This window comes from Streptomyces sp. NPDC002838, from assembly GCF_040295365.1.
Lineage (GTDB): Bacteria > Actinomycetota > Actinomycetes > Streptomycetales > Streptomycetaceae > Streptomyces.
This window is the reverse complement of the sequence record NZ_JBEOVF010000044.1, coordinates 1-23,809: the sequence shown is the minus strand read 5'-3', so window position 1 is coordinate 23,809 and position 23,809 is coordinate 1. Positions and strand designations below refer to the sequence as shown.

Genomic DNA, 23,809 nt, shown 5'->3' with positions numbered 1-23,809 from the left:
CCCCCCTCGGGATCAGAAAAGTACGCGGCCGGAAAGTTGGCCGAAGGGCGAGATCGTACCCCGCCCCTGAACAGCGAAAAGGGCCGCCCCTGCGAACAGGGGCGGCCCTTCAGAAGCGCCTGCGTCAGTCGCCGTTGCCCGGCATCGGCGTGGTCTTCTGGATCTGCATCAGGAACTCGGCGTTCGACTTCGTCTGCTTCATCTTGTCGAGGAGCAGCTCGATCGCCTGCTGCTGGTCGAGGGCGTGCAGCACCCGGCGCAGCTTCCAGACGATGCTCAGCTCATCGGCTCCGAGCAGGATCTCCTCCTTGCGGGTGCTGGACGCGTCCACGTCCACCGCGGGGAAGATGCGCTTGTCGGAGAGCTTCCGGTCGAGCTTGAGCTCCATGTTGCCGGTGCCCTTGAACTCCTCGAAGATCACCTCGTCCATCCGCGAGCCGGTCTCGACCAGCGCGGTGGCCAGGATGGTCAGCGAGCCGCCGTCCTCGATGTTGCGCGCGGCGCCGAAGAACCTCTTCGGCGGGTACAGCGCGGTCGAGTCGACACCACCGGACAGGATGCGGCCGGAGGCGGGCGCCGCGAGGTTGTACGCGCGGCCCAGACGGGTGATGGAGTCCAGCAGGACGACCACGTCGTGACCCAGCTCCACGAGGCGCTTGGCGCGCTCGATGGCCAGCTCGGCGACGGTGGTGTGGTCCTCGGCCGGGCGGTCGAAGGTCGAGGAGATGACCTCGCCCTTCACCGACCGCTGCATGTCGGTGACCTCTTCCGGACGCTCGTCGACGAGGACGACCATCAGGTGGCACTCGGGGCTGTTGTGGGTGATCGCGTTGGCGATCGCCTGCATGATCATGGTCTTGCCGGTCTTCGGCGGGGCCACGATCAGCCCTCGCTGACCCTTACCGATCGGCGACACGAGGTCGATGATGCGGGTGGTCAGGATGCCCGGGTCGGTCTCCAGGCGGAGCCGGTCCTGCGGGTAGAGCGGCGTCAGCTTGTTGAACTCCGGGCGGCCACGGCCGTGTTCGGGCGCCATGCCGTTGACGGAGTCCAGACGCACCAGCGCGTTGAACTTCTCGCGCCGCTCGCCTTCCTTGGGCTGGCGCACGGCACCGGTGATGTGGTCACCCTTGCGCAGGCCGTTCTTGCGGACCTGGGCGAGGGAGACGTACACGTCGTTCGGACCGGGCAGGTAGCCGGACGTACGGATGAAGGCGTAGTTGTCGAGGATGTCCAGGATGCCCGCGACCGGGATCAGGACGTCGTCCTCGGCGATCTGCGGCTCCGAGGCCATGTCGTCGCGGCCACGACGGCCACGGCGGTCACGGTAGCGGCCGCGGCGGCCCCGACGGCCACCCTCGAAGTCGTCGTCGTCCTGCGGACCGCTGTCCCGCTGGCGGTCCTGGCGGTCCTGACGGCCGTCCTGGCGGTCCTGACGGCCGCCGCCCTGCTGCTGGCTCTGCTGGCGCTGGCCGCCCTGACCCTGCTGGTCGTCGCCCTTGCCCCGGCGGTCACGGTCACGGTCCCGGCCGCGCTCGCGGCGGTCACGACGGCGGCCCTCGCCGCCCTCACCGGCGTCGCCCTGCGGCTGCTGGGCCTCGCGGGCGGGCGTCTCGGCCTTGGGCTCGCTCTTCGCCTCGGCGGCGACCGTCTCGGGTGCGGCGGACGGGCTGCCGGCGTCGGCGGTGGCACGGCGGCGACGGCGCTCCGCGGGAGCGTCGTCTCCCCCACGCTCGGCTTCTCCCCCACGCTCGGCTGCGCTCGCGCGGGAGGTACCCCCATCGCGGGAGGGGCCCCCAGCCGGCTGGCCGGGGATCTCGATCTGCTGCTGGGCCACGGCCTTCTCGGCGGGCGCCTCGGCCTTGGCCGCCGCCTTCTTCGCGGCGGTGGAGTCCTCACCGGTACGGGCCTTGGAGGTGGCCCGGCGCTTCGGCTTGGTCTCGGTGGCGGCGTCGGCCTGGGGAGTCGCGGCACCCCCTCCGGCCTGCGCCTCCTTGATGACCTCGATCAGCTGGCTCTTGCGCATACGCGCGGTGCCCCTGATACCGAGGCCGGATGCGACCTGCTGCAGCTCGGCCAGCACCATGCCCTCGAGGCCGGTACCGCGGCGCCGCCGGGAGCCGGCACCGGTGGCAGGCGCGGAGGCGTCCGTGGCGGGCGCGGCAGCGGTCTCCTCGACACGTGCGCCCATCAGATCGGTGGTGTCGCTCACGAAGGGTCCTTCCCTGGAGCGGACGTCGGCCTGTCTGGCTCGGCGACCGGTTGTGCTGTCCGGCTTCGGTCCTTGCTGTGTGGACCGTGCCGGGGCGGTGGTCCGCCTAAACGGCGGAGGAATGTGATGACGGCGCTTCCCTGAGCTGTGGCACTGAGTGTCTGTGTCACGTGGCTCGGTCGCACCGGTTCCGGAGCGTGCCCGGCAAGTCGCTCAGCGCTCGCATACGAGGTACTGCCTGCGTACGTCGTACGAAACACAGTGCGGCTTGGGAGGCTCCCGGAAGGATGTCTGTCCCGGACGGGGACACGAAGCACCTCGCCATGGTGGGGTCGGGTGCAGACTTGAGGTTAACACTACCGGATCCAACAAACATTCCCCCTCTCGAAGTATCTGGCATCCGCAGCAATCGCGTATCAGGGCGCAAGCGGCAGCACGCTCGCTCCCCGGGCGTCGAGCTCGAGCCGGTTCGCGGCCCAGCCCTCGCCTGCCAGATGGGCGACCTTGTCGGCCGTGTCGCCGTCGGCCAGCGCGAGCACCGTGGGGCCCGCGCCTGAGATGACTGCCGGGACTCCGTCGGCCCGCAGCCGCTCCACCAGCGCCGCGCTCTCCGGCATGGCCGGGGCACGGTACTCCTGGTGAAGACGGTCCTCGGTGGCCGGCAGCAGCAGTTCGGGGCGCCTGGTGAGGGCCTCGACGAGCAGGGCTGCGCGGCCCGCGTTGGTGGCGGCGTCGATGTGCGGCACGGTGCGCGGGAGCAGTCCGCGCGCGGTCTCCGTCAGGACCGGCTTACCGGGCACGAAAACCACCGGAACGATGGAATCGGCGGGCTCCATCCTGATCGCCCGCGCGGCTCCGGCCTCCAGCCAGGAGAGCGTGAAACCGCCGAGCAGACAGGCCGCCACGTTGTCGGGGTGGCCCTCGATCTCGGTGGCCAGCTCCAGGAGGGCCGTGTCGTCGAACCTGGCCTCTCCGCCTATGGTCACGGCACGCGCGGCGACGATGCCGGCGCAGATGGCGGCCGAGGAGGAGCCCAGGCCGCGGCCGTGCGGAATGCGGTTCGCGCAGACGATCTCCAGGCCGCGCGGCTGTCCGCCCAGCAGATCGAAGGCGGTGCGCAGGGAGCGTACGAGAAGGTGGTTTTCGTCACGCGGGAGCGTCTCGCTCCCCTCCCCCGCGATGTCGATGTGCAGCCCGGAGTCGGCCACCCGGACGACCACGTCGTCGTAGAGCCCCAGCGACAGGCCGAGGGCGTCGAAGCCCGGGCCGAGGTTGGCGCTGGTGGCGGGGACGCGCACCCGGACGGCGGCGGCGCGGAAGGCTGGACCGGCCATCGCTCGATGACTCTCCTTGAGCTGCGTGATTGTCGAAGACATCAGATGCATACGTGAGGACCCTGCGGATCCCTGGGGATCCATGGGATCGCTTCCGGGCCGCGGAGACGGCGCGGCACCCGGCCATATGCGAAGGCATATGCGGCGGGCGGGTTCAGTACAGCCTATCGAAGGAAGGTTCTGTGGCGACATAGGGCGCACAGGAGGCGCACGATGCGTGTCGTAAGCCCCCTGTGCCCCCCTCGTAGGGATTACCTTCTCCGGCGAGCTCGGGTGAGCTCAGACAAGGCCGAGGCGCTCGGCCGCCGTCGCCGCGTCGACCGGGACGGTGACCGGCTGCGGGGCGCCCGCGACGGCCCAGTCGGGGTCCTTCAGTCCGTTGCCGGTGACGGTGCACACGATCCGCTGCCCCGGGTCGACCTTGCCCTGCTCGGCGGCCTTCAGCAGGCCGGCCACGGACGCGGCGGAGGCGGGCTCGACGAAGACGCCCTCCTGCGCGGCCAACAGCCGGTAGGCGCGCAGGATTTCACGGTCCGTCACCTCATCGATGAATCCGCCCGATTCGTCCCGTGCCGCCACGGCGTACTGCCAGGAGGCGGGGTTGCCGATGCGGATGGCGGTGGCGATGGTCGAGGGGTCCTTGACGACTTCGCCGCGCACGATCGGGGCACTGCCGGAGGCCTGGAAACCCCACATGCGCGGGGTCTGCGCGGCGACGCCGTCGGCGGCGTACTCCTTGTAACCCTTCCAGTACGCGGTGATGTTGCCCGCGTTGCCGACCGGCAGGACGTGGATGTCAGGTGCGTCACCCAGCATGTCCACGATCTCGAACGCGGCGGTCTTCTGCCCCTCGATCCGTACCGGATTGACCGAATTGACCAGCGCCACGGGGTAGTTGTCGCTCAGGGCACGGGCCAGCGTGAGACAGTCGTCGAAGTTGCCGTCGACCTGGAGGATCTTGGCGCCGTGCACGAGCGCCTGCCCCATCTTGCCGAGCGCGATCTTGCCCTGCGGGACGAGGACGGCCGACACCATTCCGGCACGTACGGCGTAAGCGGCCGCGCTCGCGGACGTGTTGCCGGTGGAGGCGCAGATCACAGCCTTCGCGCCCTCCTCCTTGGCCCGCGTGATGGCCATGGTCATGCCGCGGTCCTTGAAGGACCCGGTGGGGTTGGCGCCCTCCACCTTGAGGTGGACCTCGCAGCCGGTGCGCTCGGAGAGCACCTGCGCGGGCACGAGGGGCGTGCCGCCCTCGCGGAGCGTCACGACCGGCGTGGTGTCGGACACCGGCAGCCGGTCCCGGTACTCCTCGATGATTCCGCGCCACTGGTGGGTCATTGCTGGTTACTCTCCTTCAACCCGCATGATGCTGGCGACACCACGCACGGTGTCGAGCTTGCGCAGCGCCTCGACGGTCCCGCCGAGGGCCGCGTCGGAAGCACGGTGGGTGACGACGACGAGAGACGCCTCGCCGTCCTTGCCCTGCTGCCGAACCGTATCGATCGAAACCCCGTGCTCGGCGAACACGGTCGCCACCTGGGCGAGAACTCCCGGTTTGTCCGCCACGTCGAGGCTGATGTGGTAGCGCGTGACGACCTCTCCCATGCCCGAGACGGGCAGGGCGGCGTACGCGGACTCGCCGGGCCCGGTGGCACCGTTGAGCCGGTTGCGGCACACCGCCACGAGGTCGCCGAGCACGGCGGAGGCGGTCGGGGAACCGCCGGCGCCGGGGCCGTAGAACATCAGTTGCCCGGAAGCATCCGACTCCACGAACACCGCGTTGTACGCGCCGCGCACGGAGGCGAGCGGGTGGGTCAGCGGAATCATCGCGGGGTGCACGCGCGCGGTGACGGACTCGCCGTCCTCGGCCCGCTCGCAGATGGCGAGCAGTTTGATGGTGCAGCCCATCTCCTTCGCCGAGGCGAAGTCGGCGGCGGTGACCTCGGTCATTCCCTCGCGGTGGACGTCGTCGAGACGCACCCGCGAGTGGAAGGCGATGCCGGCGAGGATGGCGGCCTTGGCGGCGGCGTCGAACCCTTCGACGTCGGCGGTCGGATCGGCCTCCGCGTACCCCAGGGCGGTGGCCTCGTCGAGGGCCTCCTGATATCCGGCCCCCGTGGTGTCCATCTTGTCGAGGATGAAGTTGGTGGTGCCGTTGACGATCCCGAGCACGCGGTTGACCTTGTCGCCGGCGAGGGACTCGCGCAGCGGACGGATCAGCGGGATGGCGCCGGCGACGGCGGCCTCGTAGTAGAGATCCGCGTCGTGGTCCTCGGCGGCGGCGTGCAGGGCGGCGCCGTCCTGGGCGAGGAGGGCCTTGTTGGCCGACACGACGGAGGCGCCGTACTCGAAGGCGGTGGTGATGAGCGTACGAGCGGGCTCGATCCCGCCGATGACCTCGACGACCACGTCGATGTCGCCGCGTTTGACGAGGGCGGTGGCGTCGGTGGTGACGAGCGCGGGGTCGATGCCCTCACGCACCTTCGAGGGCCGGCGGACGGCGACGCCCGCCAGCTCGACGGGGGCACCGATCCTGGCGGCGAGGTCGTCGGCGTGCGTCGTCATGATGCGCGCCACCTCTGAGCCGACCACTCCACAGCCCAGCAGCGCCACCTTCAGCGGACGCGTACGCATCATCCGACCTCGTTTCCTCTTACCGTCACGGTGGGACCAGTCTCACTCACTGGACGGGAGTTTCTATCCCATGTCCGGATCGTGAGACATCTATTTCATTTGTACGAGGGCGGACGGCAGGAGATCTTCCGCCCTCTGTTTCTCCTGGGTGAATCAGGGGTGGATCACCCGACATCGAGGCGCAGGAGATCCTCCTCCGTCTCGCGGCGGACGATCACGCGGGCCTCGCCGTCGCGGACCGCGACGACCGGCGGGCGGAGCACGTGGTTGTAATTGCTGGCCATGGACCGGCAGTACGCACCCGTGGCCGGTACGGCGATGAGGTCACCCGGGGCCAGGTCGGCCGGCAGGAACGCGTCCTTCACCACGATGTCGCCGCTCTCGCAGTGCTTGCCGACGACACGGGCGAGCATGGGCTCGGCGTCGGAGGTGCGGGAGACGAGAGCGACGGAGTACTCGGCGTCGTACAGCGCGGTGCGGATGTTGTCCGACATGCCGCCGTCGACGGAGACGTACGTGCGCAGTCCGTCGAGGGGCTTGATGGTGCCGACCTCGTACAGCGTGAAGGCGGTCGGTCCGACGATGGCGCGCCCGGGCTCGACGGAGATGCGGGGCGTGCGCAGCTTGGCGGCCTCGCACTCGCGGCTGACGATCTCCGTCAACGCCTTGGCGATCTCGTGGGGTTCGCGGGGATCGTCGTCACTCGTGTACGCGATCCCGAGCCCGCCGCCGAGGTCGATTTCCGGCAACTCGACGCCGTGCTCGTCCCGGATGTCCCTGAGCAGCCCGACGACCCGATGGGCCGCGACCTCGAAGCCGGACATGTCGAAGATCTGCGACCCGATGTGGCTATGGATACCGATGAGTTCGAGCCCGTCGAGCTGAAGGGCCCGCCGTACGGCCTCGGCGGCCTGCCCGCCGGCCAGCGGAATCCCGAACTTCTGGTCCTCGTGGGCGGTGGCGATGAACTCGTGCGTGTGGGCTTCTACGCCGACGGTGATACGGATCTGGACGCGCTGCCGCTTGCCCAGGGACTGCGCGATGTGCGCGACGCGGACGATCTCCTGGAAGGAGTCGAGAACGATCCGCCCCACACCGGCGTCGATGGCGCGGTGGATCTCCTGCGTCGACTTGTTGTTGCCGTGGAAGGCGATGCGGTCGGCGGGCATGCCGGCGGACAGGGCGGTGGCGAGCTCGCCGCCGGAGCAGACGTCGAGGTTGAGCCCTTCCTCGTGCAACCACCGGACGACGGCCCGGGAGAGGAATGCCTTGCCGGCGTAGAAGACGTCGGCGTCCTGACCGAAGGCGGTACGCCAGGCCCGCGCCCGTGCCCGGAAGTCGGCCTCGTCGACGACGTAGGCGGGGGTGCCGAACTCCTCGGCGAGCCGGGTCACCGGGAGGCCGCCGACGGTGACGACGCCGTGCGGGTCCCGGGTGACGGTCTGGGCCCACACCTTCGGGTCGAGGGTGTTGAGGTCGGCGGGCGGCGCGGAGTAGTGGCCCTCGGGGAGGACATCGGCGTGACGGGGCCCGGCGGGGTGTGCGGAACGGCTCATGGCTCTTCGGGTGGCTCTCTGTGTCTGGTGTCAGAGGTGGTCGGGTGCGTCGATACCGAGCAGGGACAGGCCGCCGGCCAGCACCGTCCCGGCGGCTTCGGCAAGGGCGAGCCGGGCGCGGTGGGCGGCCGAGGGTTTCTCCTCGCCGCGCGGCAGGACGGTGGGCAGGAAGGGGAGGACGGCATCGGCGACGGTGACGAGGTGCCGGGCGAGACGGTCAGGGGTGCGGTGTGCTGCCGCGTGGGCGAGGACGCGGGGGTGGTCGGCGAGGGCGGTGAGGAGCGCTTCCGCGGTGTCTGCGGTGTTTGCGGTATCTGCAGTGTCGGCGGTGTCTGCGGTGGTTGCGGGCCCGGGCTTCGCGGTGAAGCCCAGGTCGGCGGCGTTACCGGTGAGGGCCCGGGTGCGGGCGTGGGCGTAACGGACACGGAAGAGGGGGTTGCCCTCGCGCTGGACGAGGTGGTCGTCGGTGATCCGGGGCCGGTCGTGGGAGGCCGGGTGGAGCAGGGCCCAGCGGGCGGCGTCGCGGCCGAGGGGGAGGGGGTCGGCGGGGGCCGCCGGTACGGGCCGTACGTTGACGTCGAGGGGGGCGGGGGCGTCGGGGGGCGCGGGGGTGTCGCGGAGAGCTCGGGCGTCGCGGAGAGCTCGGGCGTCGCGGAGAGCTCGGGCGTCGCGGAGAGCTCGGGTGTCACGGAGAGCTCGGGTATCGCGGAGAGCTCGGGTATCGCGGCTGCCGAAGGCGTCGGCGCGCACTCCGAGGACGGTCTCCCACTCCGGCTCGGGGCGGGCCTCGGCCGTGGTGCGGACGAGGGCGCCCTGGGAGCGGAGGATGCGGGCGACGGCGTCGGCGACGACGAGGGCGCGGACTTCGTGGGGGACGTGGAGTCGCACGAGCTGTCCGGTGGGCCCGTCGGCATATCCGTACCGCGGCCCGCACCGCAGGATCTCCTCGACGAGGGCGACGGACGACGTGCTCCGCAGGCTGATGTTGAGGAACCCGGGCCCGGTGACGACGACGTCGGTGACACCGTCGGTACCGAGGAGCCGGTTCTGGAGGATCTCGGCGACGCGCCGGGGCGGATGCCCGGCCGGGCGGGCGAGCTGAAGAGCGATGTTGGTGGCGTAGTCCCCACAGCCACCGGGCCCGGGCACCGTGACCACGGCCCGCTCCGGAACGGTCACGCTCAGCTCCCCTTCGTCGACAGCACGACGCACCGCGCGCAGCACGGTACGGGAGAGCTCGACGGGGGTCACGGGACAAGCGTAGGCGAGGAGGGGGGTGGGTAAGCGAACAGGTTTGGGTGGGGTCCGGGATGTGGACGGGCAGGCACGGCGGACGACTGCCCTGGTGATTCAGCGACCGGTCCGGCCGGCCCGCTCGGTCTCCCCCGCACCGAGAACACTCCCCAACACGGTCCCGCCCTGTATCGGCCGTTCCGCCGGTCCTTCCGCCGGCCCTTCCGCCAGCCTTTCCACCGACGCGACCCCGCGCTTCCGCTCGATCAACTGCCTTACGAGCCGTACGAGTTCGGCGGGCTCGAAGGGCTTGGCGAGGAAGGCGTCGACGCCGACGTCGAGGCCGGTCTCGATCTCGTACTGCGTACAGGCGCTGACGATGGCGAGGGGAAGGTCACGGGTCCGAGGATCGGAACGCAGCCGGGCGGCGGTCCGCAACCCGTCCAACCGGGGCATGACGACGTCCAGGGTGACGACATCGGGCCGCACCTGATGAACGACATCCAGACACTCGGCACCATCGGCCGCGGTCACCACCTCGAGGCCCTCCAGCTCGAGATTGACCCTGATCAGCTGCCGGATGACCTTGTTGTCGTCCACAACAAGCACCCGACCGGACGCGCCTGGCACAACTCGAGAGTAGGTCGGGACCGGCCATCGCGTCCGGGTTTTACCTACTTCCGACCCGCGCGAGGGGCGCTTCCGCCCTCCGGAGGCGCCCCGACCACCCCGCCCGGGCTGGGGCTGACCTCCTCCCGAGGCCGGGAAACCCGTTCATGGACACCCCGACGAAGCTGGTAGTGTTCTACCCGTCGCCGCGAACACCGCAGCCGACACGCCCCCGTAGCTCAGGGGATAGAGCAACGGCCTCCGGAGCCGTGTGCGCAGGTTCGAATCCTGCCGGGGGCACCGCAGATCAGGTGCCTAAAAGGCCCTCTGATCAGGCAATACGCCAGATCGGAGGGCCTGCTGCTATATGCAGCTATCTGCCACCGAAAGCAGCCCTAGGACGGGCGCTGCGGGACATACGCGGGATCGGACATCGATAGACGAACCGACCAATCTCGCACATAAGAAACACCCCGAGGCGGGCACCTCGGGGTGTTTGGTGTGATCATCGTCATGCGTATTCGAGCAGCAGATCTTCGATCCGCTTGTTGGCCACAACGTGACGGCCGTGGAGGCATTTCGCATAGCGCGCCAAGAGCACTTCCACTGTGTTGCCTGCACGCTCAGCAACTTCCGTGGGGTCCACCCCCGCGTTGAGCCATGTCGAGAGCGCCGAGTGGCGTAGGTCGTACGGGCGGTCGGCCAACGGACTCTTGACAAGCTCCGGCGGCAGCCCGAACTCGCGCGCCTCTCCCCACACGCGCGAGTAGGTCGAGGAACCGACCAGTCCGCCGCGCTCATTGAAGAAGAGTCTGCCGTCGTCCGCGGTGCCGAACGTGTCGATGCCCTCTCGCCAGATGGCCACGAGGATCGGCGGCAGCGGCGTCGGCCGCACTTCCTCGGGATCGCGGTTCTTCAGCCCGCGATCGTCGTGCACCTCGCCCGTCTTTGTCCACTTCTTCCCCGCTGTCGGCCGGGTTCGGTGGAGATTTGCCAGCCCCCAACCCTCCTCAGGGAGGTAGCAGTCCTGGATCGCGACTCCGACGGTTTCCGCCGGACGCATCCCGGCGTAGTACATGCCGGCGAACATGCCCGCCAGTCGCCTGCCCCTGGCTCGGTGGTAACCGCCCACGTACGAGACAGCACCGATCAGATTGCTGGCCTGCTTCGGGTTGGCCACGACGCGAGGGTCGACAGGAACAATTCTTGACGGTTTCTGCACAGAAACCGAGTTGACGGGATTCTCGTCGAGCTCCCCTAGCTCCGTGGCATAGTTCAGCGCGTTGACGAGGACCTTGCGCTTGCGCTTAAAGGTCTCACTCGAAGCCGATTCTCCGTCAAGTTTCAGCTTGAGCGCTTCGAGCACGCCTCGCATAACCGCTGGCTTGGCGAGATCGGCGAGCGGAGGCGAGTTCCTTGCCATCCAGTCAACCACGGATCTGGCCTCTGACGGGATTTCGCGATCTTCCGGGCCGGGAAGTACGAATGCCCAATCCCGAAGCGCCCGCTGCATCGCCTCATCCGCCGGCCGCCCAGGACGCTTCGGCATGAGCGCCTTTGTGACACCCGTCAGCGCCTCATTGATCTCGTCCCGATAGTTCGGTGCGGCATGGGGCCACTTCATCTTCAGATATTTCAAGGCGAAGGTGTACCAGGTGAGGGCAGGTGCCTTTTCCTCCATCGAGGGAGGCAAGCCCGTCCCTGTGTCGAACTGCTCCCCATTCTCCTGAGCCATGAGGAGCTGCGCGCGCAGCTTGTCGGCAAGCCCCTTAGTGCGACGCGAGCGAGATACCTCGCGCCCTGCCACGACCCAGCGCACCTCATAGGTGTCCTTGCCCTGGCGCTGCTTTACCCTGACGTCCCATATCCGAACGTCCGTCGTCTTCAAGCTGCGGCTTCCTCTCTCTCATGTAGCCAATCCATGAATACACTCCGCCAGACGCGCAACTCGCCGTTCGGGAGCTTCAGTACCGCAGGACCCGTGCCCATCTCGCGCCACCGGTAGAAGGTTCGGCGGGATGTGCCCTTCAGCTCTGCCAGCACCTCGGGGACGGTCATCAACTCGTCACCCTTGTCGCCCTTCCTCACTCAGCGCCTCCCGTGCGGAATCACCAAAGACCGAAGCGCCGCTGCTGCTACGCCATCAAGCACGAAGAAGCACTGCGGCGAGAACGTGCGATTCAGTTTTTGGGCAGGGGGTATCGCGAAAGGGCGCATGAGGGATCCTTACGAAGTGGCGCAGAATCCACCGCAGCCTGTGGCGAGGTGGATGGCCGTTGGGCGAGTGTCGTGCCTTTCTTGGATTTCCGAAGTCTGGTCCTGTGCGCTGAACAGGCGCTAGGCCACGCCGGGCACCAGGAAGGCGCTGTCCGCTCCAGGTCCACCGCCAAGTAGCCGGTGCGAACGACATCAATACTCCGGACGATCCCCGGTTTGGCTAACCGGGGATCGTCGGCTATATATCGCCCAGCAGACCGACAGGACCGTACGGTCAGCGAGCCACGCGATACGCGCGGACGGCGGGTGTGGCGCCGTCCGTTTCCACCATGAGGAGCCCCTCCTCGGTGAGGCGGCTGAGGCTGCGTGCTACCACTCGCTCACGGGCACCGAGGGCGCGGGCGATGTGCCGGGCTGCGGCGCCGGGGTGGACGGCGCCATGCGCGAGGACGACTCGGTCACGGCGCAAAGCGTGTTGCAGCAGGTCTTCGGCGAGGAGTCCGGCCGCGCAGATACAGAGGCACAGCGCGGTGGCCAAGGCAGCGTGGTCCTGGCGTTGCTGAGCAGTGAAGGCGTTCAGGGCGCCGAGCGTGAACAGGATTGGGGTAGTGAAGTGCAGGGATCGAAGCATGCCGTTGGACAGGCGGGGCTCCTTGGGGCGGGCCTCGGGGGAGGCAGGGATCAGTGCACAGGCCAACCGGCCTGAGCGCGCACGAGGCGGGGACTATGTTCGCCAAGGGCCCGGACGGCTGTGACCCTTCGCTGACCTGGTGTTTTCGGGGACGTTGTACGTTGACATGGTCCCAGCAGTAAGTTCCAGTCCCTTGGGGCTCTTTCTCGTCTGCTGTGGGCGGATAGGAGGCAGACGCGTCTCCTGAGTTCGCAGCCACGCTGACAATCGCCGCTAGACCCCATACATGCTGGGCTTGGGCATCAGCTGCCACATCGGAGGGCGTGAAGGGCTCATACGGGAAGCGTGCTGCTGTGCATAGGGTCGAAACCCGGCTCGCCTCGACGGGAGCAGTAAGGGCGCGGACGGCGCTCAGTCGACGTGGGGGTATGCCCCGTCCAGGTAGTGGGCGATCTGCCGCCGCATCGAGGGATGAATGTCGTACGAGTCCAGATCGCCGGGCAGGACCCAGCGGACGCCGTCGGCTTCGTCGTTGACGGTCGGCTCGCCGCCGACCGGGCGGCCGATCACGGTCACCTCGTACGCCTGTCTGATCTCCCCGTCCGTGTAGGCGACCACGTGTTCTGGAGGTGAGTACACGCCCAGGAGTCCGATGGCGACGGCGTCGATTCCGGTCTCTTCCTTGCACTCCCGCACCGCGCACTGCGAGGGAGACTCACCGATGTCCATCGCGCCGCCGGGCAGCGCCCACTGCCCGGTGTCCCGCCGCCGCTGCAGGAGAATCGCGCCGTCCGCATCCCGGACGGCCAGCATGTTGCAGGCGGGGATCAGGGTGTTCGGCTTCGGTGCGCTGGCGTCGTACCAGTACTCCGTGCGTCCCATGGTGGGGTGGGCTCCTCACATCGCCTCAGGTGACCAGGGCTTCGCAGTCTTCCAGACCGCTTGAAAGCCGTCGGTGTAGTGGTCGAACTAGCCCGTCCCATCCAGCCGGCGCAGTTGGAGCAGCGGGTTCGCGCTGGCCGGCTGTCCCCAGGCTTGCGGATTGACCAGCAGTGTGCCGTCGTACCGGGCGAAGCTGGCGTAGAGCGTGGTGTCGCGCAGCCGGACCGAGCATCTGGGCGTGCCGACAAGTTTGCGGTGGCCCGCGTCGCTCCGCGGGTACTCCAGGGCGTGATCATTTGGCTTTGCCGGTGCTCCGCACACTGCTCACAAAGCACCTACGGAAAGCCCAAGAAGGCAGTGATCACTGACAACTCTTCGACGAGGTCTGAGCGCGCTGCTTCGGCATTCTGCTCGCCGCTCGTTCACGTCGTGCGGTGGGCTGTGCGCCAGGCTTACAGCTCCCGGTGCGCCTGGTCGGTCTGCTGGCGAATGGAGGAGGCCGCGCGGGACAGCCGACCGAGTGCTCTGCGCTTGCCAGAAGCCTTCGGCTTCACGTGATCCAGCGTAGTTGGCAGGGCGCATGCTGTAGCGATGTTGTCCTGCCGCCGTCACCGCTTGTCGGTGCCGCCTGGCAGGATTAGCCCGGTGCATGGGAGCCGCCGAGGGCGGCAGGTCGAGAGGGGACGTACGGGGTATGCGTGAGCCGGGCCGTTGGACGACCGTGACCCCGTCGCAGTACGAGCACGAGCGCAAGGCACTCAAGCATGTGCAGGAGCGCTTGCCTGATCAAGAGCCGTTCCGTGCATGGTCGAACTTCACGTTCACGGCGGAAACGGGCCACGTGTATGAGGTCGACCTTCTGGTTGCGGCGCCTAGCGGCCTCTACCTCGTCGAGATCAAGAGCTTCAACGGCCGGGTGACGGCCTCCGGGTCGAACTGGATGCACAACGGGCGGGCCCTCGACAACCCGCTTCACCTGGCGAACACGAAGGCACAGAAGCTGAAGTCACTCCTGGTCCAGGAGAACCGCAATCGCCGGACCGGACTCCACGTGCCGTTCATGCAGGCTGCCGTGTTTCTGTCCGAGCCGGGCCTGCGCGTCGAGTTGCCCTCGAACCAGATGCACTGGCTCTTCGGTCCCGAGAGGTCCGGCGAAGCACGAGCCGGTGCACTGCCCTCGGTCATTTCGGATCTACTGCTTCCCCTGCCCGCCGGCGGGCGCGGGGGCGTTGACACCCGCTTCTCACGAGCGCTGCCCGGACTGCTCGAAGGCGTGGGGATTGCTCGCAGCAAGAAGCACTTCCAGGTCGGCATGTGGGACTTGGAGCCCAAGCCGTTCGATATCGGCAAGGAGTGGCAGGACCATCTTGCCCGTCACCGCGAGCTCTCCAAAGAGCGGCGGCGCATCCGCATCTACTTGGTCGAGCGGAACGCGGCGCAGACCGACCGGGCCTCCGTGGAGCGCGCGGCTCGTCGTGAGATGCAGGTGCTCCATGGCATAAGCCACCCCGGGATCGTGCAGCCGGACTCGATGGAGGCCCACGAGAACGGGCCGGCCCTGATTTTCCGGCATCCTCGAGAGTCGATGCGACTTGACCGCTACATGGCGGAATTCGGTCCTCGACTGGATGTGGAGACGCGGGTTGGCATGGTCCGCCAGCTGGGCGAGTCGATGGCATACGCCCACCGTCGACGGCTGTTCCACCGCATGCTCTCCGCGCGAAGCATCCTGGTGGCCCCCGGTCCGCGCCGTCCCACGGCCCCTGGGCAGCCGACGGCTGTGACGGCCGAGCAGGCCCTGGCCGAAGCATGGCTTCGCCCTGACTTGCTGATCAGTGACTGGCAGGCCGCTGTCCGCTCCGCGGACTCGTTCGGGTCGAGCGGCTCTCTGCCCACCCCCAGCAGCCGTACCGGTCGGCACACCGACGCGGCGGCCGAGCCGTATCTGGCTCCTGAGCTGTCCGCGCCGAATCCCGACTCCGTGGCGATGGACGTGTTCGGCCTGGGCAGCGTGTCCTACCTCCTGGTGTCTGGGAAGGCACCGGCCGATACACATGCCGAACTCCTGGCGCGGGTCAGCCAGGACAACGGCCTGCGGCCCAGCGCGGTCGCCGAAGCCGTGACCCCGTGGATGGACGAGCTGATCCAGGCCGCGACCGCTCCTGTGCCCAATCAGCGGCTGTCCAGTGTCGCGGAGTTTCTGGAGCTGCTGACCGAGGTCGAAGACGATCTGACCGCGCCCCCTGCGGCGGAAGCCCCTGCCGAGGTAGAACTCGACCCGTTGGAGGCACGGCCCGGCGATGTCGTGGGCGGCGAGTGGAAGATCAGCCAGCGGCTCGGCACCGGGTCCACCTGCCGTGCCTTCCTCGCAGTTAACCAGCGGACCGGGGCCAAGGAGGTCCTCAAGGTCGCGCTGTCCGACGAGAAGACCAAGCGTCTGGATCACGAGGCTCGCATCCTGGGCGCGTTTCCGGCTGATTCCCGTGTGATCCGCCTCGCTCGCCGCGAGCCGCAGGTGATCGGCGGCCGGTCCGTGCTGGTCCTGGAGCACGCGGGCGAGCACACTGTGGCCCGTAAGCTGCGCGAGGGCGGCCGGTTGGAGCCTGGAGAGCTACAGACGTTCAGCGATTACCTGTTCGGTGCGCTGGATTTCCTCGAAGGCGAAGGAATCTTCCACCGCGACATCAAGCCTGACAACATCGCCATCCGGGTCCGCAAGAACCGAACCAAGCAACTCGTCCTTTTCGACTTCTCTCTCGCCGGCATAGATGTGCGGGAGACCGAGGCGGGCACGCCCCGCTACCTGGATCCATTCATCGGCACACTTCGGCGCCCTGTCTACGACGCCCACGCCGAGCGCTACGCGCTGGCCGTCACCCTGCACGAGATGGCGTCCAATGAGCTGCCTGTGTGGGGCGATGGTGCCACCGAGGCCACCTTGGTGGATGAGCCGGTCACCTTGGCTGTCGAGGCATTCGACCCGTCGCTGCGCGAGAGCGGCTTGGTCGATTTCTTCGCCCGTGCTCTGGCGAAGGACGCCGCTGACCGCTTCGCCTCCCTGCAGGAGATGCATGCCGCGTGGCGGCGCATCTTCGATGCAGCTGACGCCACCCGTCCGGTGGGCGCGGCTCCACGGCTGACCGGACTAGAGGCCGACGATGACGATCCGCAGCTCGCCGAGCAGGAACGGGACGAGGCGGCAGCGAACGCCGGCCCAGACACCCTGCTGGTCGCGGCCGGCCTGAGCGCGCGAGCCATCTCGGCGGCTGAGCGGCTGGAGGCCACGAAGGTCGCCGACCTGCTTCCGCTGGCCGGACGCATCACGTCGCTGCCCGGGCTGGGAGCAAAGACCCGCAAGGAACTCCAGACCCGCATCAAGGAGTGGCGGACCCGCTTCGGCACGGGTTCCTCGCCGACCAACCGGGAACAGCGCCGGGCCGCCGAGCGTGAACTGGCCGCCGCGGAAGAGAGCGCCTCAGCAGCCATACCCGCCGGGACGGACGGCAGTGCGCCGGATGCTGCGATCTCGGCGTTGGGCCGCATCGGCCTGGATTCGATTGCCGCTCTGCTCGTTCCGGCGATGCAGAAGACACGCCGAAACGAGAACGAGGTCGAGGCCACCCGCCTGATGCTGCGGCTGCCTGACGAGGACGGAAACCTTCCTGATCTCCCGCCCTGGCCGACGCAGCAGCCCGTCGGCGCCCAACTGGGCATCACCACAGGTCGCGTGGGCCAGGTTCTCGTCAAGCAGCGCACACGCTGGGCTGAGATGCCCATCATGCGTAGCATCCTTGCCGAACTCGTCGAGTTGCTTGAGGGCTTCGGACGTATTGCTGGTGCCCAGGAGCTGGCTGACGCGCTGCTGGCGCGGCGTGGCAGTTCCGAAGGCAGCGACGAGGTGCGGCGCGCGACCGCCGCTGCGGTCGTGCGAGCGGCCGTGGAAGTCGATTCGGCCGCTGCCGAAGACCGGTGCTTCTTGACCCGCCGCTTCGGCGACCAGATCCTCATCGCGCTGGAAGCGCCCGAAGACGCCACTCCAGACACCCCCGCCGCCCCAGCCCTGATCAAGTACGCTCTCAAACTCGGAGAGACAGCCGACCGGCTGGCCGGCATGGACGTCATGCCTACCTCGGCGTCCGTGCTGCGCGAGCTGACGATAATCCGGCCGCACGCGTACAACGTGCCGACCGACTTCGAGCACGCCCGCCTGGTCCACCTCGCCGCCGCCGCATCGTCACGGGCCGCGGCATCACCCCGCCTGGAGATCTATCCTCGCGATCTGGCACCCGAGCGAGCCCTGCGCCTCGCGCAGGCAGGCGTGGCGCCTCCCGCTCGAGAGGGCGGCACGTCACCTGGCAGCCGTCCCAACGTCCTGCGCCCGGAACAGGTACAGGAACGGGTACGGGCACGCTTCCCCGAACTCGCCCCGCTCCCCGGTCACCCCCAGCTGCACACGCTGCTCAACGACGCCGGCTTCAACCTGGAGTGGCAGGGATCCGGCCGCCAGGGCGGATACGTCACGCCGCGCGGCGTGGGATCGTCAACGGGCGCCGTCATCCAGCCGCGCAAGGCAACCGGTGACATCGCCTCGCAGTGGCACACCGATTCACCCGAACTGGCGCGCGCAGTGCGTGCCGAGCAGCAGTTGGCAGGCTCGTGCGGCAGGGACGGCTTCCGTGCCCTGACCGTCAGCATGGGCGGCTACCTGCCCGCCCGAGAGGAGCTTGTACGGCGCTTCAACGCCCGCCCCGTCGACGTCGGAGCCCTGTTCGTTGCCACCATGCGGAACCTGGTCGCCCAGGGCACGCGCCCGACCTGGGAGACGGTGGTGGAGGCCGACATAGCGGAACCCGGCTCCCTCCCCCACAGCCGACTGCACTCCCGGTTCATCGAGCCCGCGTGGGACCGCCTCCAGCCCCAGATCGAAGAGATCGTCTCAGCAGCCACCGGTCCTGTGCTGCTGCACGGAGCAGGCCCGCTCGCCCGTTACGACCGCATGCAACTGCCCCTCGAACTCGGTGGCACGGTGTGGCTGCTCTGCCCCATAGGCGACGCAACGGCCGAACCCATGCTGGATCATGCCCACGTGCCACTGGAGACGAAGGAGCAGTGGATCGTGCTGAACGACGCCTGGGTAGCCAACCAACACCGCACCACGCCGAACGAGGAGACAGGTAAGTGATCGACCGCGTCGCGCTGCTCAAGGACCTACAGCGCCAGGTGAAGAGCCTGGAAGTCGATCTGCGCCAGCAGGTCACCGCGGTCGAGGAAACACACACCCGGCTGCGTGCCGAATACGACAAGGCGTTCAAGCTCAAGCGAACCGCCGCTGCCTGGGGGGCCTGGCGCGACGAACGCGTCACCCAAGCAGCAGCGGCCTGGGTCCTAGGCACCGTCTTCGTCCGCTTCTGCGAAGACAACGGGCTCCTGGGCAAGCGAGGATTCCTGGCCGGTCCCGACGAGGAAAGCATGACCCTGGCAGAAGAGGCCCAGGCTCAGTTCTACCGCAATCACCAAGGAAACCAGACCGACCGCGGCTGGCTGCTCTCCGCCTTCGACGAGATGACCAAGGCACAAGCGGGCGCCCTACTCTTCGACCAACGGCACAACGCGCTCTACCAGATCCCGCTCTCACACGACGCGGCCAAAAATCTCATCGCTTTCTGGCGACGCCGCACTGAGCAGGGAAGCCTTGTTCACGACTTCACCGACGACAACTGGGACACCCGCTTCCTCGGCGACCTGTACCAGGACCTCTCAGAAGCCGCCCGCAAGACCTACGCACTTCTACAAACACCCGAATTCGTCGAGGAATTTATTCTCGACCGCACCCTGACACCAGCCATTAACGAATTCGGCCACGACACCGTCAAGATGATCGATCCCACTTGCGGGTCGGGGCACTTCCTGCTCGGCGCTTTTCGGCGCCTACTCGCCGAATGGGACCAGAATGCACCCGGGCGGGAGTTGCGCGAACGAGTAAGGCTCGCATTGGACGCCGTGCACGGCGTTGACATCAACCCGTTTGCCGTCGCCATTGCCCGGTTCCGCCTGGTCATCGCCGCTCTCCGCGCAGCTGGATTCAAAACACTCGACGAAGCTGCTGGCTACCAATTCCCGCTCCATGTCGCCGTTGGCGACGCATTGATCAAATCACGGGAATTCACCTTGCCCGGCCTCGAAGACCTCGGCGGCGAAACCGACGAACTCGCGGATTTTCAATACACGACCGAAGATCTGGGGGACCACTATCCCATCCTGCGCGAGGGCCGCTATCACGTAGTGGTCGGCAACCCTCCATACATTCAGGTCAAGGATAAGAACCTCAACCAGATTTACCGGGAGCTCTATTCGGCATGCGCCGGATCGTACGCCCTGTCGGTGCCGTTCGCTCAACGATTCTTCCATTTGGCCCGCGAAGCAGATAAGCACGGCAAAGGTGCTGGCTTCGTCGGCCAAATCACCGCCAACTCTTTCATGAAGCGCGAGTTCGGACGCAAACTGATCACCCAGTTCTTTAGCCTCAAGGCCGAACTTCAAGAGATCATCGACACATCCGGCGCATACATTCCCGGACACGGCACACCCACAGTAATTTTGGTCGGACGTCGACGAACTCACCACTTCCACCCCCCGACGGTGCGGACGATCTTGAGCATTAAGGGCGAGCCGGGGATTCCCGCTGAGGCTTCTGAAGGAAAAGTCTGGCAAGCCATCATCCGGCAAATCGACCAACCCGGCAGCGAGAGCGAGTGGATCAGCTCTGTCGACGCCAAGCGCTCCACCTACTCAACTTACCCTTGGAGCCTCTCGGGCGGCGGCGCCAAAGATCTCGAGGAGGCTCTTCGTACATCTGCCAAATCAACTGTCGGCGATATTGCCGAAAGCGTAGGCCGCACCACGTCAACGGGCGAAGACGACCTCTATTTCCTTCCGAACCTTCAAACGGCAAGGCGATTGAAGAATGTCGAGTGCGTTCGCGAACTCATCGTCGGAGAATCGGTTCGGGATTTCTCGCTGAACACCTCCGTCTGGGTTCGTAACCCATACGTGGACCAGCAGAACAAGGAACCGGTACCGGAGTCTCACCCTCTCGCTAAAGACCTTTGGATGGCCAGGACCCTACTAGGTCGGCGCTTGATCTTCGGGAAGACGATGATCGAGAACGGTCGCGCATGGACTTCTCACCTCGAGAACTACTCCAGCAAGCTCAAGACGCCACTGGCAATCACCTTCTCATTCGTGGCCACCCATAATCACTTTGCTCTCGACAGAAAAGCGCGCCTCTTCAATCGAACTGCCCCAATGATCAAGCTACAGGAAGACGCCACAGAAGAAGATCATTTGTCTCTATTGGGTGTCCTTAGTAGCTCTGCTGCATGCTTCTGGCTGAAGCAGGTAAGTCAGGGAAAGGGCGGCAGCGGACTCGGCCGCGGGGTACAGGACGAGGAATGGGAAGAACGCTACGAGTTCACCGGAACCAAGCTCAAAGAATTCCCCCTCCCCGGAAAGTTTCCGACAGCTCTGGCCGTCGAGTTGGACCACATGGCTCAGAACCTGGCTAAGCTATATCCGTTCCTGCCCGACACACCCGAAACCCCTCGGCACTCCCAACTCGACGAGGATCGCGGCAATTATCGCACCTACCGGGCGCGTATGATTGCACTGCAAGAGGAGTTGGATTGGTGCGTCTACTCTCTCTACGGCCTCGCGGATGACCTAAATGCACCTGCGGATATCGTTCCCGATATCAACCTTGGCGAACGCGCCTTCGAGATTGACCTCGCACGCAGAATGGCCCGCGGTGAGATTGAAACCCAATGGTTCACCCGCCACGGATCTACTCCGATCACCGAAATCCCTGAACACTGGCCAAACGCATACAAAGACACCGTCACCAAGCGCCTTAAAGCCATCGAAACCAATAGAGCGATCGGCCTGATCGAACGCCCAGAATATAAGCGCAGGTGGGCATCTGAGAGTTGGGACACCCTGCAGAGCAGGGCGCTGCGGACATGGATGCTGAATCGATCCGAGCGGCGAGAATTTTGGTTCCATGAAGTGGACGGAATGGAGCAGCCGAGGCTTCTCACCACCGCCGAACTTGCTGATGCGCTGGCCCTCGACGAAGACTTCGTAGCCGTTGCCGAGATGTACGCCCCTGGGAAGGACCTCGGCAAAACAGTGGCCGACCTCGTCGCCGACGAGCATGTCCCCTTCCTCGCCGCCCTCCGTTACAAGGAAGCTGGTCTGCGCAAACGCGCCGATTGGGAGCGCATGTGGGACGAGCAGCACAGGGAGGACGCGGCTGAGACGGAGGAGGAGCGAAACGCAATCCGAGACAGCATCGGCGCTCCGCCCAGGTACACCGCTGCGGACTTCCTCAAGCCTTCGTACTGGCGGAACCGGGGCAAGCTCGACGTGCCCAAAGAACGCTTCACTTCCTATCCGTACGGATCCCGCGAGGGTGACAGCTCTCTCCTTCTCGGCTGGGCCGGCTGGGACCATCGAGAGCAGGCCCAGGCGCTCGCCACCCTCATCGTGGAGCGCGAAGCGCACGACGGTTGGGATGCCGAGCGGCTGACGCCGCTACTCGCGGGCCTGCGGGAGGTGCTTCCCTGGGTTCATCAGTGGCACAACGATTTCGACATTGCGTACGGCGACTCCCCTGCGAACGTGTATGCGGGCTTCCTGATGGAGACGACCAACCGACTTCACCTGACAGACGATGCTCTGGCTTCCTGGCGTCCGTCGCGCACGCGGGGCCGCGCGCCGAGTTAGAAGGGACGGGTGCTGGGGTGCCCGCCGCAGAGGTGCTACGGCGGGCACCCCAGGGACCAAAGATCACTTTGCGCCAGGGGCCTACGAGGTGTCAGAGCTGGCCCGTAGGCTGTACGCCATGGCTGGTCCCAACGGTTCTCTGCTGCGTGAGTACATCAACATCCCCGAACGGGCGAGCGACTCCGATTTCGTCCTGAAGTTGGCCGAAGGCGTGTCGGACGCCGAATCCACCCTGCGCGACTATGTGATCACAGACCGACTGGTGGAGAACTTCGATCAGGCGCTTGGTCTGGTCCAGGCGGGCGTGACCAGTGGGACGTCGCAGGCAACGTACCTGCACGGTTCCTTCGGTTCCGGTAAGTCGCACTTCATGGCGGTGCTGCACGCGTTGCTCCACGGGGAGGCCGCGGCCCGGTCGCGGGATGAGTTCGCGGGGCTGTTGGACAAGCACGATGTGTGGATGCAGGGGCGGCGGTTCCTGCTCGTGCCGTACCACATGCTGGGTGCGAAGTCGATGGAGCAGCGGATCCTCGGCGGGTACGCATCGTTGGTACGCGAGCTCCACCCGGAGGCTCCGGTGCCGGGTGTACACCGAACCGACGCCCTCATGGAGCAGGTCCATAGCCACCGGGTGAATCTCGGCGACGAGATGTTCCTGTCCAAGCTGCCCGGGGCCAAAGAGGACGCGGCCTGGGGTGACACGGAGCCGTTCTGGACGTCCGCGAAGCTGGACGAGGCCATGGCGGCCCCGTATGACGACAGACTGCGCAAGCAGCTGGTCAGCGACCTGATCAACAGCTGGTTCCCGAGTTTCTTCAACAACGCGAAGGAAGACGCCCAGGCGTTCGTCTCCCTGGACCGGGGCCTGAGCGAGATCGCCGGGCACGCCAAGGATCTGAACTACGACGGTCTGATCCTGTTCCTCGACGAACTGGTGCTCTGGTTGGCCAACTCGCTGGGCAACCAGAAGCTCGTCGCCCGAGAGGTACAGAAGCTCAGCAACCTCATCGAGGGCGGCGACGCCCGCCGGCCGATTCCCGTGATCAGCTTCATCGCCCGGCAGCGGGACATGCGCGACCTGGTGAAGGGAGATGCCGCCGGCGCCGTCGAGCTGACGATCCAGGACACGCTCAACCTCGCCAGCGGCAGGTTCTCCACGATCACCCTGGAGGACCGGAACCTCCCGGAGATCGCCCGGCACCGGCTGCTGAGGCCGAAGAACGACGAGGCCGCCGCCGCGATCAACAAGGCATTCGAGACCACCACCAAGGTACGGCGCGAGGTGTGGGACACGCTGTTGGGCAGCGAGGGCACCACCGGCGCCGACATCGACTCGTTCCGCGCCACGTACCCCTTCTCCCCCTCGTTCCTCGACACGCTGGTACACGTCTCCAACGCGCTGCAGCGATCCCGCACCGGGCTGAAGCTCATGCGGAACCTGCTGATCGAGCACCGTAACGACTTGCGCCTGGGCCAGCTGGTACCGCTGGGCGATCTGTACGACGAGATCGCCCGGGACGGTGGGCAGCCCTTTACCGAGCGGCTGAAGGTCGAGTTCGAAAATGCGGAGAAGCTGTATGACACCCGGTTGAGGCCGCGCCTGCTGGCGGACTACTCCCTGAGCGAGGAGGACGTGGAGCGGGTGCGCCTTGCCGGCGGGACCGGGCAGACCGCGACCGGGGAGAGCGTGTCGGCAGAACTGGCCGCCCGCGTCAAGGAG

14 protein-coding genes and 1 tRNA gene are annotated in these 23,809 nt (G+C 67.0%); 4 read left to right on the top strand and 11 right to left on the bottom strand.

Going from position 1 to position 23,809, the window contains the following annotated elements; translation table 11 throughout:
• Positions 1 to 124 precede the first annotated feature (124 nt).
• From rho to ABT063_RS38785, 7 genes are all read right to left on the bottom strand, one after another.
• On the bottom strand, positions 125 to 2,212 hold the full coding sequence (gene rho, locus ABT063_RS38815) for a transcription termination factor Rho (protein ID WP_351065306.1): 2,088 nt from the start codon (positions 2,210 to 2,212) through the stop codon (positions 125 to 127).
• A gap of 416 nt (positions 2,213 to 2,628) precedes the next feature.
• Positions 2,629 to 3,546, bottom strand: a complete 918-nt coding sequence (thrB, locus tag ABT063_RS38810) for a homoserine kinase (protein ID WP_351065304.1) — start codon at positions 3,544 to 3,546, stop codon at positions 2,629 to 2,631.
• Between the two features lie 279 nt (positions 3,547 to 3,825).
• Complete coding sequence (thrC, locus tag ABT063_RS38805) at positions 3,826 to 4,884, bottom strand: threonine synthase (RefSeq protein WP_351065302.1); 1,059 nt, start codon at positions 4,882 to 4,884, stop codon at positions 3,826 to 3,828.
• 6 nt (positions 4,885 to 4,890) lie between these two features.
• Complete coding sequence (locus ABT063_RS38800) at positions 4,891 to 6,183, bottom strand: homoserine dehydrogenase (protein ID WP_351065300.1); 1,293 nt, start codon at positions 6,181 to 6,183, stop codon at positions 4,891 to 4,893.
• 161 nt (positions 6,184 to 6,344) lie between these two features.
• On the bottom strand, positions 6,345 to 7,736 hold the full coding sequence (gene lysA / locus ABT063_RS38795) for a diaminopimelate decarboxylase (RefSeq protein ID WP_351065298.1): 1,392 nt from the start codon (positions 7,734 to 7,736) through the stop codon (positions 6,345 to 6,347).
• 30 nt (positions 7,737 to 7,766) lie between these two features.
• Complete coding sequence (gene nrtL, locus ABT063_RS38790) at positions 7,767 to 8,987, bottom strand: ArgS-related anticodon-binding protein NrtL (RefSeq protein ID WP_351065296.1); 1,221 nt, start codon at positions 8,985 to 8,987, stop codon at positions 7,767 to 7,769.
• A gap of 99 nt (positions 8,988 to 9,086) precedes the next feature.
• Positions 9,087 to 9,578, bottom strand: a complete 492-nt coding sequence (locus ABT063_RS38785) for a response regulator (RefSeq protein WP_351065295.1) — start codon at positions 9,576 to 9,578, stop codon at positions 9,087 to 9,089.
• Positions 9,579 to 9,806: 228 nt separating this feature from the next.
• On the opposite strand from ABT063_RS38785, the gene ABT063_RS38780 reads away from it, so the two are divergent.
• Positions 9,807 to 9,878, top strand: a tRNA-Arg gene (locus ABT063_RS38780).
• Positions 9,879 to 10,089: 211 nt separating this feature from the next.
• Here the strand turns inward: ABT063_RS38780 and ABT063_RS38775 are convergent.
• The 4 genes from ABT063_RS38775 to ABT063_RS38760 all read right to left on the bottom strand — a co-directional run bounded on the left by ABT063_RS38775 (position 10,090) and on the right by ABT063_RS38760 (position 13,308).
• A complete protein-coding gene (locus ABT063_RS38775; protein ID WP_351065293.1) occupies positions 10,090 to 11,466 on the bottom strand; it encodes a tyrosine-type recombinase/integrase in 1,377 nt (458 codons plus the stop codon).
• The gene (locus ABT063_RS38770) at positions 11,463 to 11,636 is read right to left on the bottom strand and encodes a helix-turn-helix transcriptional regulator (RefSeq protein WP_334648894.1); all 174 of its coding nucleotides are present in this window, start codon (positions 11,634 to 11,636) and stop codon (positions 11,463 to 11,465) included. Before ABT063_RS38770 ends, ABT063_RS38775 begins: the two co-directional genes overlap by 4 nt.
• Positions 11,637 to 12,069: 433 nt before the next feature.
• Positions 12,070 to 12,492, bottom strand: coding sequence for a MarR family transcriptional regulator (locus ABT063_RS38765; protein WP_351065291.1), 423 nt, complete (start codon positions 12,490 to 12,492; stop codon positions 12,070 to 12,072).
• 345 nt (positions 12,493 to 12,837) lie between these two features.
• Positions 12,838 to 13,308 carry an NUDIX hydrolase gene (locus ABT063_RS38760; RefSeq protein ID WP_351065290.1) on the bottom strand — a complete coding sequence of 157 codons (471 nt, stop codon included), beginning with the start codon at positions 13,306 to 13,308 and terminating at the stop codon, positions 12,838 to 12,840.
• Positions 13,309 to 14,002: 694 nt separating this feature from the next.
• On the opposite strand from ABT063_RS38760, the gene pglW reads away from it, so the two are divergent.
• The 3 genes from pglW to ABT063_RS38745 all read left to right on the top strand — a co-directional run.
• Positions 14,003 to 18,490, top strand: coding sequence for a BREX system serine/threonine kinase PglW (gene pglW, locus ABT063_RS38755; RefSeq protein WP_351065288.1), 4,488 nt, complete (start codon positions 14,003 to 14,005; stop codon positions 18,488 to 18,490).
• A complete protein-coding gene (pglX, locus tag ABT063_RS38750; protein WP_351065286.1) occupies positions 18,487 to 22,089 on the top strand; it encodes a BREX-2 system adenine-specific DNA-methyltransferase PglX in 3,603 nt (1,200 codons plus the stop codon). The genes pglW and pglX overlap by 4 nt, the downstream gene beginning before the upstream one ends.
• A gap of 118 nt (positions 22,090 to 22,207) precedes the next feature.
• Positions 22,208 to 23,809 (top strand): DUF6079 family protein (locus ABT063_RS38745; protein ID WP_502990969.1); only part of this gene is annotated, 1,602 nt, incomplete at its 3' end.

Coding starts and splice junctions, on each gene's coding strand:
- thrB (WP_351065304.1), bottom strand. CDS start 3,546: ATGGCCGGTCCAGCCTTCCGCGCCGCCGCCGTCCGGGTGCGCGTCCCC.
- thrC (WP_351065302.1), bottom strand. CDS start 4,884: ATGACCCACCAGTGGCGCGGAATCATCGAGGAGTACCGGGACCGGCTG.
- ABT063_RS38800 (WP_351065300.1), bottom strand. CDS start 6,183: ATGATGCGTACGCGTCCGCTGAAGGTGGCGCTGCTGGGCTGTGGAGTG.
- lysA (WP_351065298.1), bottom strand. CDS start 7,736: ATGAGCCGTTCCGCACACCCCGCCGGGCCCCGTCACGCCGATGTCCTC.
- ABT063_RS38770 (WP_334648894.1), bottom strand. CDS start 11,636: ATGACCGTCCCCGAGGTGCTGGCAGAGCTGAAGGGCACATCCCGCCGA.
- ABT063_RS38760 (WP_351065290.1), bottom strand. CDS start 13,308: ATGGGACGCACGGAGTACTGGTACGACGCCAGCGCACCGAAGCCGAAC.
- pglW (WP_351065288.1), top strand. CDS start 14,003: ATGCGTGAGCCGGGCCGTTGGACGACCGTGACCCCGTCGCAGTACGAG.